15 protein-coding genes are annotated in these 15408 nt (G+C 69.3%); 8 read left to right on the forward strand and 7 right to left on the reverse strand.

Annotation, left to right across the window (positions count from 1 at the left end; genetic code table 11):
• Positions 1-22 precede the first annotated feature (22 nt).
• A complete protein-coding gene (locus BRESU_RS00175; protein WP_013267454.1) occupies positions 23-1138 on the forward strand; it encodes a hypothetical protein in 1116 nt (371 codons plus the stop codon).
• A gap of 61 nt (positions 1139-1199) precedes the next feature.
• Here BRESU_RS00175 and ahcY read toward each other — a convergent pair whose 3' ends face one another.
• On the reverse strand, positions 1200-2591 hold the full coding sequence (ahcY, locus tag BRESU_RS00180; protein ID WP_013267455.1) for an adenosylhomocysteinase: 1392 nt from the start codon (positions 2589-2591) through the stop codon (positions 1200-1202).
• A gap of 161 nt (positions 2592-2752) precedes the next feature.
• Between ahcY and bioB the strand changes: the two genes are divergently transcribed.
• A complete protein-coding gene (gene bioB / locus BRESU_RS00185) occupies positions 2753-3778 on the forward strand; it encodes a biotin synthase BioB (protein ID WP_013267456.1) in 1026 nt (341 codons plus the stop codon).
• A gap of 9 nt (positions 3779-3787) precedes the next feature.
• On the opposite strand, the gene BRESU_RS00190 is transcribed toward bioB, so the two are convergent.
• The gene (locus tag BRESU_RS00190) at positions 3788-5158 is read right to left on the reverse strand and encodes a M23 family metallopeptidase (RefSeq protein ID WP_013267457.1); all 1371 of its coding nucleotides are present in this window, start codon (positions 5156-5158) and stop codon (positions 3788-3790) included.
• 396 nt (positions 5159-5554) lie between these two features.
• On the opposite strand from BRESU_RS00190, the gene BRESU_RS00195 reads away from it, so the two are divergent.
• The 4 genes from BRESU_RS00195 to BRESU_RS00210 all read left to right on the forward strand — a co-directional run bounded on the left by BRESU_RS00195 (position 5555) and on the right by BRESU_RS00210 (position 9697).
• Positions 5555-8731 (forward strand): intermembrane phospholipid transport protein YdbH family protein, encoded by a 3177-nt coding sequence (locus tag BRESU_RS00195; protein ID WP_013267458.1) that lies wholly within the window; start codon positions 5555-5557, stop codon positions 8729-8731.
• Positions 8732-8804: 73 nt separating this feature from the next.
• The gene (locus BRESU_RS00200; RefSeq protein WP_013267459.1) at positions 8805-8999 is read left to right on the forward strand and encodes a YnbE family lipoprotein; all 195 of its coding nucleotides are present in this window, start codon (positions 8805-8807) and stop codon (positions 8997-8999) included.
• Between the two features lie 17 nt (positions 9000-9016).
• Positions 9017-9379, forward strand: coding sequence for a DUF1318 domain-containing protein (locus tag BRESU_RS00205; protein WP_041761760.1), 363 nt, complete (start codon positions 9017-9019; stop codon positions 9377-9379).
• A gap of 45 nt (positions 9380-9424) precedes the next feature.
• Positions 9425-9697 (forward strand): hypothetical protein, encoded by a 273-nt coding sequence (locus tag BRESU_RS00210; protein WP_013267461.1) that lies wholly within the window; start codon positions 9425-9427, stop codon positions 9695-9697.
• Here the strand turns inward: BRESU_RS00210 and BRESU_RS00215 are convergent.
• The 5 genes from BRESU_RS00215 to BRESU_RS00235 are packed head-to-tail and all read right to left on the reverse strand — an operon-like array spanning position 9694 to position 14112.
• Entirely contained in the window at positions 9694-10404 is a 711-nt protein-coding gene (locus BRESU_RS00215) for an EF-hand domain-containing protein (RefSeq protein WP_013267462.1), read from the reverse strand. The genes BRESU_RS00210 and BRESU_RS00215 overlap by 4 nt on opposite strands.
• A 25-nt stretch (positions 10405-10429) precedes the next feature.
• Positions 10430-10939: a hypothetical protein gene (locus BRESU_RS00220; RefSeq protein ID WP_050762437.1), complete on the reverse strand. Its 510-nt coding sequence runs from the start codon at positions 10937-10939 to the stop codon at positions 10430-10432.
• A 47-nt stretch (positions 10940-10986) separates the two neighbouring features.
• Positions 10987-12585, reverse strand: a complete 1599-nt coding sequence (gene ubiB / locus BRESU_RS00225; protein WP_013267464.1) for a 2-polyprenylphenol 6-hydroxylase — start codon at positions 12583-12585, stop codon at positions 10987-10989.
• A complete protein-coding gene (locus BRESU_RS00230) occupies positions 12573-13349 on the reverse strand; it encodes a class I SAM-dependent methyltransferase (RefSeq protein ID WP_013267465.1) in 777 nt (258 codons plus the stop codon). The genes ubiB and BRESU_RS00230 overlap by 13 nt, the downstream gene beginning before the upstream one ends.
• 55 nt (positions 13350-13404) lie before the next feature.
• A complete protein-coding gene (locus BRESU_RS00235) occupies positions 13405-14112 on the reverse strand; it encodes a Crp/Fnr family transcriptional regulator (RefSeq protein ID WP_013267466.1) in 708 nt (235 codons plus the stop codon).
• Positions 14113-14234: 122 nt separating this feature from the next.
• Here BRESU_RS00235 and BRESU_RS00240 point away from each other — a divergent pair, with 122 nt between their 5' ends.
• The gene (locus BRESU_RS00240) at positions 14235-14537 is read left to right on the forward strand and encodes a 4a-hydroxytetrahydrobiopterin dehydratase (protein WP_013267467.1); all 303 of its coding nucleotides are present in this window, start codon (positions 14235-14237) and stop codon (positions 14535-14537) included.
• 1 nt (position 14538) lies between these two features.
• Positions 14539-15327 carry an SDR family oxidoreductase gene (locus BRESU_RS00245; protein ID WP_013267468.1) on the forward strand — a complete coding sequence of 263 codons (789 nt, stop codon included), beginning with the start codon at positions 14539-14541 and terminating at the stop codon, positions 15325-15327.
• The last annotated feature ends 81 nt before the right edge of the window (positions 15328-15408 follow it).

Raw genomic sequence — 15408 nt, forward strand, 5'->3', positions numbered from 1 at the left:
CAATCCCTGGTAAGTAGCGTTCATGTCGGATCGTGCCGTTCGGAGCCTTGAGAACCTCGAGCGTTCGGCGTCCACGGCCCGCGTGCTCAACCTGCTGAAGATCTCCAGGGAACATCGACACACGGCGGAATGGCGCGAGGCCCCGCTGTTCCAGACCCCAGCGCTGAACGCCTGCCTGCTGGTGAAGCATCGGCTGCGCCGCAACGAGATCGATTCCTTCCGGGGCCGCCGCCAGATCGCCACCAAGGTGATCGTTCCGATCGACAACGGCGAGCTCAAGTCCGGCGGGCGCTACGTCTTCGTCAATCAGATCAATTTCGAGATGACGCTGATGGAGGTGTTCGGCATCCCGCCCGAGCACCCCGACGTGACCACGCTTCGCCTGATCGACAAGCTGCCGTCCCTGGACCCCTTCCTCCTGCGCGAGCAGCTCAGGCGGTCCGGGATCGATCCGGCCCCCTGCTATTTCGCGCTCAGCGAGGCCGACCTGCAGAACATGCTCAACTTCGTGAAGGCCGAGATCACGCCCCTGGTCGCGCTGAGCATGGGCGGGGCCTCCGGCAACGGAAACTCCATCGAACGGATGGCGTCCAAAATCCTGTCCAACGCCGGCGAGGACGGGATGGACGCCCTGGGCCAGACGCTGCGGCTGAACCCGGAGCAGTATCAGGAGGGCGTCTTCTGCTGGAAGGGCTTCCTGTACTACAAGTGGAGCCTGCGGAGCATGACGTCCCAGATCTCCGAAGTGGCCGACCGGGTGGCCTCGGTGAAACCCGTCGGCCCCGTGGACCAGGCTGCGCGCGACTATATCGCCCGGGGACGCCATGTCCTCCGGGCCCGGATCGTCAAGACCTGCGCGGCCGTACGAGCCACGCTCCAGGTGTATGACGAGGCCTATGCCAGCCTGACGCGGGACGGCAATCCCTCGGGCTTTCGCGACTTCCTGCTGGAAGCCCCGTCCCTGTTCGCACGCCTGGGAGACCAGCTGGGGGCCATCCAGCACATCGTCAGCTTCTGGACGTTCCGGTTCGGTCCCCACGCGACGCCCGCCGGCGCGGAAGAACTGATGGACATCTTCATGGATTTCGAGACCGGCCTGCGGGGCCGCGACGAAACCGAGGACGCGATCGCCGCCTGAACGAAAAAAGGCCGGCCCTGCGGCCGGCCTTTTTCCCGTCGGTGCGGCGTACCGCGACCGCCTAGTAGCGGTAGTGGTCCGGCTTGAATGGTCCGGCGGTCGGGACGGAGATGTAGTCCGCCTGTTCCTTGGACAGGACCGTCAGCTTCGCGCCCAGCTTGCCCAGGTGCAGGGTGGCGACCTTCTCGTCGAGGTGCTTGGGCAGGACGTAGACCTGGTTCTTGTACTTGGACTTGTTGGTCCACAGCTCGATCTGGGCCAGCGTCTGGTTGGTGAAGGACGCCGACATCACGAAGCTGGGGTGACCCGTCGCATTACCCAGATTCACCAGGCGACCTTCGGACAGCAGGATGATCTTGTTGCCGTTCGGGAACTCGACGTGGTGGACCTGCGGCTTGATCTCGTCCCACTTGAAGTTCTTCAGGCCGGCGACCTGAATCTCCGAGTCGAAGTGACCGATGTTGCAGACGATGGCGTTGTTTTTCATCGCCCGCATGTGGTCGACGGTGATGACGTCCTTGTTGCCCGTGGCGGTGACGAAGATGTCGGCGCGACCGACCGAGTCGTCCAGGGTCTGGACTTCATAGCCTTCCATCGCGGCCTGCAGGGCGCAGATCGGGTCGATCTCGGTGACGATCACGCGCGCGCCGCCCTGGCGCAGCGAGGCGGCCGAGCCCTTGCCCACGTCGCCGTAGCCGCAGACCACGGCGACCTTGCCCGACAGCATGACGTCGGTGCCGCGACGGATCGCGTCGACCAGCGATTCACGGCAGCCGTACAGGTTGTCGAACTTGGACTTGGTGACGCTGTCGTTGACGTTGATGGCGGGGAAGGGCAGCTCGCCCTTTTCCGCCATCTGGTACAGGCGGTGCACGCCGGTCGTGGTTTCTTCCGACACGCCGCCGATGGCGTCGCGGATCGCCGAATAGAAGCCCGGCTTCTCGGCGATGTAGCGCTTCATGACCTTGTAGAGGGCTTCTTCTTCCTCGTTCTGCGGGTCGGACAGGACCGAGATGTCCTTCTCGGCCTTGGGTCCGAGCACGCACAGCAGGGTGGCGTCGCCGCCGTCGTCGAGGATCAGGTTCGGGTAGCCGCCGTCGGCCCATTCGAAGATCTTGTGGGCGTAGTCCCAGTACTCTTCCAGGGTCTCGCCCTTGGTGGCGAACACCGGGGTGCCGGCGGCGGCGATGGCGGCCGCGGCGTGGTCCTGGGTCGAGAAGATGTTGCACGAGGCCCAGCGGACGTCGGCGCCGAGGGCTTCCAGCGTCTGGATCAGCACGGCGGTCTGGATCGTCATGTGCAGCGAGCCGGCGATCCGCGCGCCCTTCAGCGGCTTGTCGTGGCCGAACTCGTCGCGCAGCGCCATCAGGCCTGGCATTTCCGTTTCGGCGATGGCGATTTCCTTGTTGCCGAACTCGGCGAGGGAGATGTCGCGGACGATATAGTCGGGCATGGGCTGCGGCTCTTTCCGGCCCCGGGGACCGTTGGCGTGAAATCGGATGGCGCGCGTATAGCCCCCAACCGGGCAACGAGCAAGATCACATAAGGATGTCCTTATATGTTGCCGACGGCGCACGACTTGGCGCGGCCGCTTCGGGAGGGTAGCAAGCCGCCATGGCTGACGACGCATCCCCCCTTCGCCCCGCCCTCGCCGACCTGTCGGTTCCCCGTCACGACTGGACCCTGTCCGAGGTCGAGGCCCTGTTCGCACGGCCGTTCATGGAACTGGTGTTCGCGGCCGCCACGGTCCACCGCCGCTGGTTCGACCCCTCCGAGGTCCAGAAGTCGCAGCTGCTGTCGATCAAGACCGGCGGCTGTGCCGAGAACTGCGGCTATTGCTCGCAGTCCGCGTCCTTCGACACCGGGCTGAAGGCCGAAAAGCTGATGGACACCACCGCCGTGCTGGCCGAGGCCATGGCGGCGAAGGCCGGCGGGGCGTCGCGCTTCTGCATGGGAGCGGCCTGGCGGGAGCTCAAGGACCGCGATACGCCCAAGCTGGCGGCGATGATCTCGGGCGTGAAGGCCCTGGGTCTGGAAACCTGCGCCACCCTGGGCATGCTGACGGCCGACCAGGCGCGCCAGCTGAAGGCGGCGGGCCTCGACTACTACAACCACAACCTGGACACCGGGCCCGACTACTATGCCGAGGTCGTCACGACCCGGACCTACCAGGACCGGCTCGACACGCTGGAGCACGTCCGCGACGCCGGGATGTCGACCTGCTGCGGCGGCATCGTCGGCATGGGCGAGCGCCGTCGCGATCGCGCGGGCCTGCTGCATGCGCTGGCGACCCTGCCGGTCCATCCCGACAGCCTGCCGGTCAATGCGCTGGTGCCCGTGACGGGCACGCCGCTGGGCGAACGCGTGCTGCAGTCCGGCGAGATCGATCCGATCGAGTTCGTGCGGACCGTCGCCGTCGCGCGTCTGGTCTGTCCGAAGGCCATGGTGCGGCTGTCGGCCGGTCGCGAGACCATGAGCCCGGAGATGCAGGCCCTGTGCTTCCTGGCGGGGGCCAACTCGATCTTCGTGGGGGGCAAGCTGCTGACGACGCCCAACCCGGAACAGGACGAGGATGCGCGGCTGTTCTCGCTGCTGGACCTGCGGCCGATGGCACCGACGGCGGCCGTTCAGACCGCCTGACGGGTTCGATCAGGAACGGGTCGTCGTCGCGGTCGCGGGGCGGAGCCCCTCGACGCTGGCGCGCATCACGGCCGGACGGCGCTCGCCGCCCGAGGCGATGATCCGGTCGATCCGCGACTTCTCGGCGCGGAAGGCCGCCAGATCGGAACCCGCCAACTGGACATTGTCCTCGACGCGAATGCTGCCGGGATTGATCCGCTGGCCATTGCGCCAGAGTTCGTAGTGCAGGTGAGGGCCGGTCGAGGCACCGGTCGAGCCGACGTAGGCGATCACCTGGCCCTGGCTGACGCGCTGGCCGGCCCGGATGCCCGAGCCATAGCGGGACAGGTGGCCGTAGCCGCTTTCCAGGCCGTTGGCATGACGCACGCGCAGCCAGTTGCCGTAGCCGCCCCAGCGACGGGCCTCGACCACCACGCCGTCGGCGGGAGCGACGACGGGCGTCCCGGTTCCGGCGGCGAAGTCGATGCCCTGGTGCATCTTGCGGTAGCCCGAGATCGGATGCACGCGGAAACCGAAGCTGGAGCTGATCCGGGTCGCCCGGTCCAGCGGCGTCCGCATCATCGACGAACGCATGCTCTTGCCGGTGGCGTCGAAATATTCCGCCTCGCGCGCGCCGGGGCGCTGGAAGCGATAGAAGACGGCACCCTTCAGCTCTGCGTACAGCAGGTCGCCGGTGTCGATTGTGCGGCCGTTCTCGGTCACCGAGCGATCGAAGACCAGGGTGAACTCGTCGGCGGCACGGATATCGCGATCAAGGTCGAAGCGATGGCCGAACAGCTGGTTGGCCTTGCGGCGGATGGCGGCATCGGCCCCCATGCGCTGGGCCGTCGCCGTCAGCGAGCCCTCGACATTGGCGCTGACCACCATCGTCTCGTGATTGACGCGTTCCTCGAGCGCCCGCAGGCGAAGCGCGCCGTCGAAGCTGCGCGACACGGTCAGCTGGCTGGCCGGACCCGTGCGCATCGTCAGGCCGATCAGGCGGGCGTCGCCGCGGCCGCCGCGCGGATGCGAGATCGCGGTTTCAAAGCGCAGGCCGGCGCGCATCTGGCTGAGGTCAAAGGCATTGGACAGGGTGGCGGCGACGGCCGAAGCCTCTGCGGCACCGATCCCGGTGCGACGCACGGCCTGTTCGAAGGTCTCGCCCCGGCGAATCTGGACGGGAATGGCTTCGGGTGCGGTCAGTCCGGCGGGCGTCCCGGCGGATTCAAAGGCCCGGGCTTCCAGCGAAGCCATCTGTTGGGGGGTCAGTTCGGGAACCACCTCAGCCTGGGCGGGTTGGTACACCCGACCCGCGAGCATCGCCACCGACACGGCTGCCACGGCTGTGAGCAGGTGCGGTGCAAAACGCATCGGCTGGCGGCGCGGATCGAACTGGGCCATCGGTCCCCGGCAAACAACGACGCCACACGGCGACTGGTTCTACGAAAAGCAAGGATCGCGCCGGAGAGCCCCCCAATCGCGAAGCAAGCCCTATAACTCGCCGATCGCAGGATGGGAAGCAGGTTCGTTACAAACCATTAACCGCCGTGATCCCATCGGGTAGAAACATGGCTATCCAGGTATTTCTACAGTGGTCGCGACAGTCTATCGCCAAGCTATGATCCGCTTTGCTGTTCGCTGCGACACGTCCCGGCCCGAGGGTGCGGGAGGCTTCATTCAACGTGGCTATCGCGCCACTCATTGTGGCAGCGCCGCAACGCAAAGCCGAACCCCCTCCTCTTCCGGTCTTCTGGCACGGCTGGCTGTGCCAGACCGGGCCGACGCAACGGCCCAGGCATGAGCGACCCGTCTCCGCGGGGGACCCGGCAGCGGCGGACGGGCCGACGCATCCTGACCGTTCTGGGCGTCGTCCTGCTTATCGTCATGGTCCTGGCCGCGACCGCATGGATGAACCGGCGTGTTGCAGCGCGGGAAATCCTCGTCGGCTGGCTGGATCGGCGCGGGATCGAGGCCGACGTGACGATCCAGCGGCTGGAGCTGACCGGCTTCGTCGGTCGGGTCCGCATCGGCGATCCCTCGAACCCGGACGTGACCGTCGAACGGGTCGAGGTGGACTATGCGCTGGGCCTGCCGTGGTCGCGCCAGGGGTTCGGGGTGACGCCCTCGCGCATCCGGCTGGTGAGACCGGTCGCGCGCGCCACCTGGAAGGCCGGAAAGCTGTCGCTGGGGTCGCTGGATCCCCTGGTCGAGGAATTCACCGGTCGACCCGCCCGCCCGGACAGCCGGGGCCCGCTGGTCCTGATCGAGACCGGACGCCTGCGGCTGGACACCGAATACGGGCCCGTGTCCCTGCTGGCCGATGCCCGGATCGACGACGGCAAGCTGATGCGGCTGGCGGCGCGCATGCCCGCCGCCGCCCTGAAGAGCGGCGACACCGAGGCACGGGGCCTGGGTGGGCGACTGGACCTGACGACGACCGGCGACCGGGTGGCGGTGAGCACCGACCTGTCGGCCGACGCCCTGACCGTGGCAGGCGCATCGGGCGAGGCGGTGTCGCTCCGCGCCACGGGCGACCTGCCCTATCCGGACTTCAAGGCGCGGCGCGGGGATGGCCGCGCCGTCATCGACCTGGCCCTGACCGGGCGGCGGTTGAGCCAAGGCGAGGTGACGGCCACCGGGGCCAATCTGACGCTCAGGGCCGAGGGCACGGTCACCGGCTGGATCGAGACCCTGGCCTTCAGCGGTGTGTCCGATGTCCGCCTGTCGGCGGGACGGTTCGTGTCGCCGGCCATTTCGGCCCGCGAGGCCACCGTCCGCGCGACGAACGCCCGCGTCTCCGCCACCCGGCGCGGAAGCGGACTGGGCGGGCGGTTCGAGGGGCCGGTCACCCTGCGGGCGGCGTCGGGTCGTGCCGCCGATTTCGATCTGTCGGCCGTGTCGCTGTCGGTGCCCGATCTGAGCCTCGCGACACAGGCCGGACGCCTCATCGCCGGGGGATCGGTCACGGCAGCCCTGGGCCGTTTCGGCTTCGACACCTTGCAGCTGGACGACGTCTCGAGCCGGATGGCGCTGGACTATGTCTCGGACCGGCCCGAGGCGCTGGCCCTGACCGGAAGCGTCGCGGCGCGGAACGGGGCCTGGCCGCTGTTCGGCCCGACAGGCCCGGAGGACGTGCCGGAACTGGCCGAGATGAAGCGGGCGCTGGGGGCCTTCGCCCTGAGCGCGCCATCGCTGCGCGTCACGTCGGGCACGGCCGGTCTGGCCATCGGCCTGACGCAGCCCGCCCGCATCGCCCCGGCCAACGGCGGCGTGCTGACCCTCAGCCCCGTCGCCCGGCCGATCTTCGCCGCCGCCCCCGGCCAGCGCGGGGGCGGTGCCCTGTCCCTGACGGCCACGCGCGGACGCGGCCTGCCCGAGGCGACCTTTGCCGTCCCCGACTGGCGGCTGACGGCAGGCGGGTTCCAGGCGACGCTGGACGGACGGGCGGCGCTGGAATTCGGCCTCGCGCGCGGGCTCCGCGTCCAGACGCGAGGCGTCCTGGCGACCGACGGCGGGCGGCTGACCTACACCGCCGCAACCTGCATCCCGCTGAGCGTCGAACGGCTGGAGCTGGACGAGAACGACGTCATGGACGTCTCGGGCCGGCTGTGTCCCTCCGGGGGCCCGCTCGTGGTGTCACAGGACGGCCGCTGGCGTGCCGGCGGGCGGTTCGAGGCGGTGTCCGCCGTCGCCCCCTTCCTCGCCCTGGATGTGGTCGATGCGACCGGCCGCGTCAGCGTGACGGGTTCGGCCGCGGGCCTCGGGCTGGAGGCCGTCGTGACCTCGGCGGGCGTGGAAGACGCGACCCGGCCGCGCCGCTTCAACCCCCTGACCGCGTCCGGGACCGCGAGACTTGCCGACGAGCAGTGGTCCGGAACGTTCGATCTGGCCAGCAGCGGCGACAGCCTCGGCCGCCTGACCCTGGCCCATGACGGCCTGACCGGCGCGGGCGGCGTCACGATCGATGCACCCTCTCTGGTCTTCGCCGAAGGCGGTCTGCAGCCCGCCGACCTCAGCCCCCTCGCCGCCGACTTCGTCCAGTCCCCCGCGACCGGCACTGCGTCGTTCACCGGCCGGATCGACTGGCGGCCCGACCTGCCCGAAGGATCCAGTTCCGGGCGTCTGGTCATCCCCGGCATGGATTTCGTCAGCCCGGCCGGGCCGGTGAAGGGCCTGTCGGGAACCATCGACTTCACCAACCTGGCCCCCCTGACCACCGCACCGGGCCAGACGTTGCGCGTCGCCACGCTGGAGTCGATCGCGCCCCTGACCGACCTGGACCTGACGTTCCAGCTCGACAAGGCCGCCATCACCGTCGCCGGCGGCCGCATCAATGCGGCCGGCGGGTCGGTCAGCGTCGAGCCCTTCTCGGTGCCTCTGGACCGCCGGCCGTTTTCCGGCGTCATCGTGCTGGACCGGGTTCAGCTGGGCGATCTGATCGCCGGGTCCGGGTTCGGCGACAAGGTCAAGCTGGATGCCGTCGTGTCGGGCCGCCTGCCCTTCACCAGCGATCCGGACAGCGGCGTGAAGATCACCGGCGGCACCCTGTACGCCGCCCAGGCCGGACGCCTGTCGATCCAGCGCGAAGCCCTGACGGGGCTGGAGGCCGGCGGCGGAGGGGAGGTCCCGCCCGGTACGGTCGAGGATCTGGCCTATCAGGCCATGGAGAACCTGGCCTTCGACGTGCTGACCGCCGACGTGAACAGCCTGGATCAGGGCCGTGTCGGCGTTCTGTTCCACATCAAGGGCCGGCACGATCCGCCCCAGCGCCAGGAGCTGCGCCTGAGCCTGTCGGAGCTGATCAGCCGCGAATTCCTGAACAGGCCCCTGCCCCTGCCCTCGAACACGGGGATCGACCTGACGCTGGACACCACCCTGAACCTCAACCAGCTTGTCTCGGACCTGCTGGCGATCAATCGCGCGCGGTCCGGCCCCACCGAGATCGAGGCCGCACCGAACGAAACCCGGCCTTGACCGTTCAGACCCCGTTCACCGCCCCGGGCGCACACCGGCCTCACGATGTGAAGACGCCGACGGAGACAAGCCGATGACCCTGCCTTTTCGCCTGACACGCCCCCTGCTTCTGGCGATGGGGACGGCCGTCCTGCTCGCGGGCTGCACCCCGACGATCCGGCTGCAGGTCGATCCGATCCAGATCTACGCCAAGCTGGACGCCGACGTTCGCGTTCGGCTGGATCAGGAGCTGCGCGACCTACTGACCGAAAACCCCAATCTGTTCTGATGGAAAAGACCAACCCCATGTCCCTTCGCAAGATGTTCGTCCTCGGCGCCGCCGTCGTGGCCCTGGGCGTCGCCGCCGGTGCCTCGTTCGCGCAGACCCCGGCCCAGAAGGCCACCATCGATGCCGCCAAGGCGCAGGGTGTCGTCGGCGAACAGGCCGACGGCTACCTGGGCATCAGGACGTCCGCGTCGGACCCGGCGGTCCAGGACGCCGTGACGACGACGAATGCCGCCCGCGCCCGGGCCTATGCCGCCAGCGCGGCCCAGGCCGGCACGACGCCCGACGTAGCGGGTGCCCGCATGTTCGAAAGCCAGCTGTTGCCGCGCATCACGTCCGGCCAATGGTACCGCAACGCCGCCGGCCAGTGGGTCCAGCGCTGAATCTGACGCAGGCGTGAAAACGGACGGTGTGCTAACGAGCGGGGCATGAACGCCCGCATCGTCCGCATCTGTCTGGTCGCCCTGCTGGGCCTGGCGATCTCCGCCGTGGCGACGTGGGGCCTGAATCTGTTCTGGCTCGCGATCGGGGGCGGCGCTCTGCCGCTCCACGGATGGATCGCCATGGGGCTGGGCGTCGTCGGCACCGTCGGCCTCGCCTACGGGCTGATGGCGCTGGCGTTCAAGTCACATCGCGAGGGATGGGACGACCGGGTCGACAACTCGCTCGACCCCGGCCACGGCCCCTTCAAGGACGACTAGCGCTCCACCAGCCCCTGCAGCGGCGTGCGCGGCAGGGTGGCCAGGGTCAGGACGCCGTCGCGATCCGTGTCCAGCGCAAGGAACCAGCGATCGGTGGCCAGCGACCACTCCTGGGCGGTCACGGTCTGGTTGGTATCGGTGTCCGCCGCCTTGATGGGCTGCGGATAGTTGAAGAAGCCCGCCGCCGCGATCGGGCCATAGGCCAGCGGACCCCGCGGGGCCCGCGGTCCCCGCACGGGCGTGGGCGGGATGCGGGACTCGATTTCCTGCGCCCCGCCATTCAGCGCCATGCCGCCATAACCTGCGCCGGGCCGGCCAACCGGTCCTCCCTGCCCCTCGAATCCGGGGATGGTGGCGCGCGCGGCATCCAGGCCCCGTTCGTAGAGGACGATCTCGTCGGGCGTCAGGCGATTGTCCGGCCGCAGGTCCAGAGCGCGAAAGACACGCTGGCCGTCCGCCACGAACTCCACGCCCGTCAGCCGGCCATCGCCGTTGGCGTCGGCTTTCGCGAACCACTGACCGACGGGCCAGGGCTGGCCGGGCTCGGACGCGAACAGTTCGCCGAACGGACTGACGAACAGGCCGGGTCCGCCCGCCAGCGGTCCGGGCCCCAGCAGACCGCCCCCCGGTCCCGGATCACTGGCGCACGCCGAACAGACGACACCCGCCAGCGTCAGGGCGGCGAGAGAGGGGACGGATGCGCGCATGGGAATCCCGGGTCGTTGAGGAGGGTCAGGCGGGCGGCGGGGTCGCCGGTTCGGATGATTCCGGCGGAGCCGGACGGAACAACAGCGCCGCGATCAGGCCCTCTTCGTCAAGCCCGATCACCCACTGGGTGGCCGCCTCGTCGAAGGTGACCAGAAACTGGCCGGCCCCGTCGCGCGTGCCCTGGGCCTCGATCGTCAGAAGATCGCCATAGCCGTTCAGCATCGGGGTGATGGTCGGCAGCTGGCCCCGAAGCCGCGCGGCCAGCCCCGGGGTGTAAAGGCGGGCGTCGATGGTCCCGGCCCGAAGCTGTTCGATGACGACGCGCAAGGCCGCTTCGGCCACCGCGACCTCGGTCGGTGCCGTCGGCGGTGTCGGGGCCGTGGCGGGTGCCGGCGTCGGTGCGCGGGCCGGGGCATCGAAGCTGTTGGGCAGGGTCGCGGCGGCTCCGCCCGAGGGGGCCAGCGAGCGGCTTTGCGTCGAGGGCAGGCTCTGGGCCAGCGTCGGCCCGGCCCAGGTCAGGACGGACAGGGCCATCAGGCCCGCAAGGCGGCAAGAGACTGGCATTCGATACTCCGGAAGGCTCAGCCCATGATCCGGGTCCAAAGCGACAGAACGAGGGCGGCGGCCGACATCGTCGTGGCCGCGGAAATGCAGACGACGATCCAGGTCGGGGTGCGAACGGGCTCGACCACCACCGTCTGCGGCGCGGGCGGATCCTGGACCAGCCGGGACAGGGCCCGGGCCCCGGACAGGATCTCCTTCAGGCCGTCGCGGACCTGGGCGCGGGGGCCCAGTTCGCGCGTGATCCAGCGTTCGACCACGGGCTGGGCCGCCGACCAGAGGTCGTGATCCGGGTTCAGGCGCCGGGCCACCCCCTCGACCGACACCATGGTCTTCTGCAGCAGGATCAGCTCGGGCCGCAGGTGCATGTCGAACAGGGCCGTGATCTCGAACAGCTGGCCCAGCAGCCGGCCCATCGAGACCTGACTGGCGGCCCGGCCGATCACCGGCTCGCCGACCGCGCGCAGGGCCTGGGCGAAGGCCTCGACCGAATGGTGCGGCGGGACGTATCCGGCCTCGAAATGCACGCGGGCGATGCGGGGATAGTCGCGCGTCAGGAAGCCCCAGAGGATCTCCGCCAGATAGCGCCGCTCCCCCTCGCCCAGCCGCCCGACGATGCCGAAATCGACGGCGGTCAGCTCGGCCGGGGCATAGGCGAACAGATTGCCCTCGTGCAGGTCGGCGTGGAACGTCCCGTAGTCGAGGGCCTGGACCAGGAAGGCGCGCACGACGTTGTCGGCCAGGGCATCGATATCCAGCCCGGGCTGCAGGATCGCCCCGGGGTCCGTCATGGGCATGCCGACCGCCCACTCCAGCGTCAGGACGCGCTTGCCCACCCCGTCCCAGACGACCTTGGGAGCCGACATGTGAGCCCCGTCGCCACGGGCCCTTTCCATGATGTCGTGAAGCTCGGACGCCGCCGCGGCTTCCAGCCGCATGTCCAGTTCCAGATACATCGACCGGGCCACCGTCTCGACGAAGGCGTCCGGTTCCAGCCGCCGGGCGGCGGGCACGAAGCGGTGCACCAGACGGGCCGCGAGGCGCATCGCATCCAGCCCCGTCGTCACGCGCCGCTCCACGCCCGGGCGCAGGACCTTGACCGCGACCTTGCGCCCGTCCGCCAGCCAGGCGGGATGCGCCTGGGCCAGGGAGGCGGCGCCGATCGGATCGCCGAAGTCCGTGAACAGGCTCTCGACCGGGCGACCGATGGAACGTTCGACCTCCTGGCGCGCCAGTTCGGTCGGGAAGGGCGGCAGCTTGTCCTTCAGCCGGCCGAGGTCGCGCGCGAACTCGATGCCGAAGATGTCGGCGCGGGTGGCCATGACCTGCCCCAGCTTGATCGCCACGGGCCCCAGGGTCTCGAAGGCGCGGCCCAGCCGCTGGCCGGGACGCCCGTCGCGGCTTTCCTTGCCGGCGAACAGGTGAATGAACCCGGCGACCGGCCGCATCCAGCCAGGCAGCAGCGGCGTCAGCTCACGCGGCAGAAGCGCGTCGTGCTTCGCCAGGGCACCGCCCCAGCGCAGCAGCCGCCAGGTCGCGCCGACGGGATCGCGCACGGGGACCGTGGGCGGCGGCGCGGGCGCGACCCGGTATGACGTGGACAGGCTCAGATCGCCCACCCGAAATGGATCGCGGCGACACCGCCGGACAGATTGGTCACCGTCACCCGGCTGAACCCGGCGTCCTCGATCATGGCCTTGAAGGTCGACTGGTCCGGGAAGCGGCGGATGCTCTCGACCAGGTACTGGTAGCTGTCGCGGTCCTTGGCGACCCAGCCGCCGATTCGCGGAATGGCGTGGAAGGACCAGGCGTCATAGGCCTTCCTCACCGCCTCGGCCGTGGGACGCGAGAACTCCAGGCAGAGGAACCGCCCCCCGGGCTTCAGCACCCGGCGGGCTTCCTTCAGCGCGCCCGCGATGTCCGAGACATTGCGGATCCCGAAACTGATCGAATAGGCGTCCACCGACGCATCCGGCATCGGCAGGGCCATGGCGTCCCCGACGGTCCAGATCATCTCCGGCTCGCCGCCCTTGTCCACGCCCGCCAGGATCATCTCGGCATTGTAGTCGAGGACCACGACCCGGGCATCTTCGCCGCCGCGCCGCTCCTGGGCCGCGCGCGCCATCTTCGAATAGCGGCGGGCCATGTCCCCGGTGCCGCCCGCGACATCCAGGATGACCTCGCCCGGACGGGGGTTGAGTTTGGCCGCGGCCGCGTCCTTCCAAAGCCGGTGCACGCCCCCGCTCATCAGGTCGTTCATCAGGTCGTAGCTGGAGGCCACGCTGTCGAACACGCCCCGGACCATCTGGACCTTTTCGCGCGCGTCGACGTCGCGGAATCCAAACGGCGAGGTCTTGGCGGAGGGGCTGTCGGTATCGCTCATCCGGGCGGTCTAGCGCGAGACAACCGGCGCGTCACCGGGCGGTGGCGTCGCGGCCTCAAATGGCGGGTGCCTTGGGGCGGGGCACACCCAGATCCTTCAGGACACCGCGCATGGACTGGTAGCAGCCACAGGCGGCGTCCTCGAGCGCCGGACGGTCGAGAATCTCGACCCAACCGCGGCCGCGCTTGACCAGTTTCCTGCCTTCGAGGTCGGTACCGACTTCCGAAACCGTAGCCCGGCGCACGCCCAGCATCACCGCGATATCGGCCTGGGTCAGGTTGAACCGGGCCCCGTCGGCGCGGTCGTGGAGCGTCAGCAGCCACCGGGCCAGCCGCTCGTCCAGCCGATGCTGGGCATTGCAGGCCGCGGTCTGCTGCACCTGGGCGAAAAGGCCCTCGGTGAATTTCGACAGGGCGACCCGCATCGCCTCGCTGCGGGCCAGGGCGTCCGAAAACACGTCGGCCGGGCAGCAGGCGGCCGCCCCCTCGATCTGGGCGATGGCGCGGCTGGACGCCCGCGCATTCATCGGCCCGCAGGTGACGCCCACCAGACCCTCGCGCCCGATGGCGGCAGTCTCGACCATCCGGTCCTCGGGCAGGACGGTCATCAGGCTGACCACGCCGCTCATGGGGAACCAGACCTCGTCGACCGCCTCGCCGGCGTCATAGAGCATCTGCCCCTGCGTGAACGCAGTCTCATGCAGATGAGGCTCCAGCCGTTTGCGATCGGCGGGCTCCAGCGACGCGATCCACAGATTGTCCATGACGGCCCTCCACGACGAACAGTGACGCTTTGAAACGTCAGGCCCGACCGAGGGTTCCTGACGCCCCGGCGCTTCCCCCGCGTGATCTTGCCCGCTCCGGCCAGCGGGTCTAGGCCAGCGGCATGACCCGTCCCACCGTTCCCCCGACCGAAGCCGCCGCCGCCCTGTCGGGCTGGGCCGTGGCCCCCGGCGACCGCCCCGCCATCGCCCGCGCGCTGAAGTTCGCCGACTTCAACACGGCCTTCGCCTTCATGGCCCGGGTGGCGCTGAAGGCCGAGACGATGGACCATCATCCCGAATGGTCGAACGTCTACAACCGGGTCGACATCCTGCTGACGACGCACGACGCGGGCGGGGTGACAGAGCTCGATCTCACGCTGGCGCGCTTCATCAATGACGCCGCGACGTCCCTGGGAGGGGAATGACATGACGAAACCTGGACGCGTCGCCGGCAAGGCGGCCCTGATCACCGGCGGGGCCCAGGGCCTGGGAGAGGCGATCGCCTGGATGCTGGCGCGCGAGGGGGCGAAGGTCGCGGTGACCGACATTAACGGCCCGGGCGCGCTGGCCCTGGCGGCCCGCATCAATGACGAAATTCCCGGCTCGGCCTTTGGCTACGCCCACGACGTCACCGCGGAGGACCAGTGGACCGACGTCGTGGCACGCGCGGCGGCCGACATGGGCGGGCTGTCGATTCTGGTGAACAACGCGGGCGTCGGCGACGTCCTGCTGTTCTCCGAGCAGGACACCGCCGAGAACTGGCAGCGTCAGTACGAGATCAACATGCGGTCGGTGATGTTCGGCTGCAAGCACGCCATGCCCCATCTGCGGGCCTCGGGCGCAGCCTCCATCGTCAACATCTCGTCGATTGCGGGACTGGCCGCCGGGGTCGGCATGGGGGCCTACAATGCGACCAAGGCCGCCGTCTGGATGTACACCAAGACGGTCGCGCTCGAGGCCGCCAAGATGGACTGGAACGTCCGCGTCAACTCGGTGCACCCCGTCTTCATCAAGACCGCGATCCTGGACCCCTTCATCGCCATGGCCGGCGGTGACGAGGTCAAGGCCCACGAGCGGCTGGCGCGCGGCATTCCCCTCAAGCGGATCGGCGAGCCGAACGACGTCGCCTGGTGCGTGCTCTACCTGGCGTCGGATGAATCCAAATTCGTCACGGGATCGGAGTTCAAGATCGACGGCGGAATGACGGCGCAGTGAGTTAAGGGCGCTATCGCTCGCGACGCGGTCGCTCGCTGCTTGAGCGCGTCTCCTCCCTGTTCGCGGAGCGAATGGGGAGGT

This window comes from Brevundimonas subvibrioides ATCC 15264 (assembly GCF_000144605.1).
Classification (GTDB): Bacteria; Pseudomonadota; Alphaproteobacteria; order Caulobacterales; family Caulobacteraceae; genus Brevundimonas; species Brevundimonas subvibrioides.

Bases quoted from the DNA above. Each gene is read 5' to 3' on its own strand.
- BRESU_RS00175 (WP_013267454.1), top strand. From the start codon at position 23: ATGTCGGATCGTGCCGTTCGGAGCCTTGAGAACCTCGAGCGTTCGGCG.
- ahcY (WP_013267455.1), bottom strand. From the start codon at position 2,591: ATGCCCGACTATATCGTCCGCGACATCTCCCTCGCCGAGTTCGGCAAC.
- bioB (WP_013267456.1), top strand. From the start codon at position 2,753: ATGGCTGACGACGCATCCCCCCTTCGCCCCGCCCTCGCCGACCTGTCG.
- BRESU_RS00190 (WP_013267457.1), bottom strand. From the start codon at position 5,158: ATGGCCCAGTTCGATCCGCGCCGCCAGCCGATGCGTTTTGCACCGCAC.
- BRESU_RS00195 (WP_013267458.1), top strand. From the start codon at position 5,555: ATGAGCGACCCGTCTCCGCGGGGGACCCGGCAGCGGCGGACGGGCCGA.
- BRESU_RS00200 (WP_013267459.1), top strand. From the start codon at position 8,805: ATGACCCTGCCTTTTCGCCTGACACGCCCCCTGCTTCTGGCGATGGGG.
- BRESU_RS00205 (WP_041761760.1), top strand. From the start codon at position 9,017: ATGTCCCTTCGCAAGATGTTCGTCCTCGGCGCCGCCGTCGTGGCCCTG.
- BRESU_RS00210 (WP_013267461.1), top strand. From the start codon at position 9,425: ATGAACGCCCGCATCGTCCGCATCTGTCTGGTCGCCCTGCTGGGCCTG.
- BRESU_RS00215 (WP_013267462.1), bottom strand. From the start codon at position 10,404: ATGCGCGCATCCGTCCCCTCTCTCGCCGCCCTGACGCTGGCGGGTGTC.
- BRESU_RS00220 (WP_050762437.1), bottom strand. From the start codon at position 10,939: ATGGCCCTGTCCGTCCTGACCTGGGCCGGGCCGACGCTGGCCCAGAGC.
- BRESU_RS00230 (WP_013267465.1), bottom strand. From the start codon at position 13,349: ATGAGCGATACCGACAGCCCCTCCGCCAAGACCTCGCCGTTTGGATTC.
- BRESU_RS00235 (WP_013267466.1), bottom strand. From the start codon at position 14,112: ATGGACAATCTGTGGATCGCGTCGCTGGAGCCCGCCGATCGCAAACGG.
- BRESU_RS00240 (WP_013267467.1), top strand. From the start codon at position 14,235: ATGACCCGTCCCACCGTTCCCCCGACCGAAGCCGCCGCCGCCCTGTCG.
- BRESU_RS00245 (WP_013267468.1), top strand. From the start codon at position 14,539: ATGACGAAACCTGGACGCGTCGCCGGCAAGGCGGCCCTGATCACCGGC.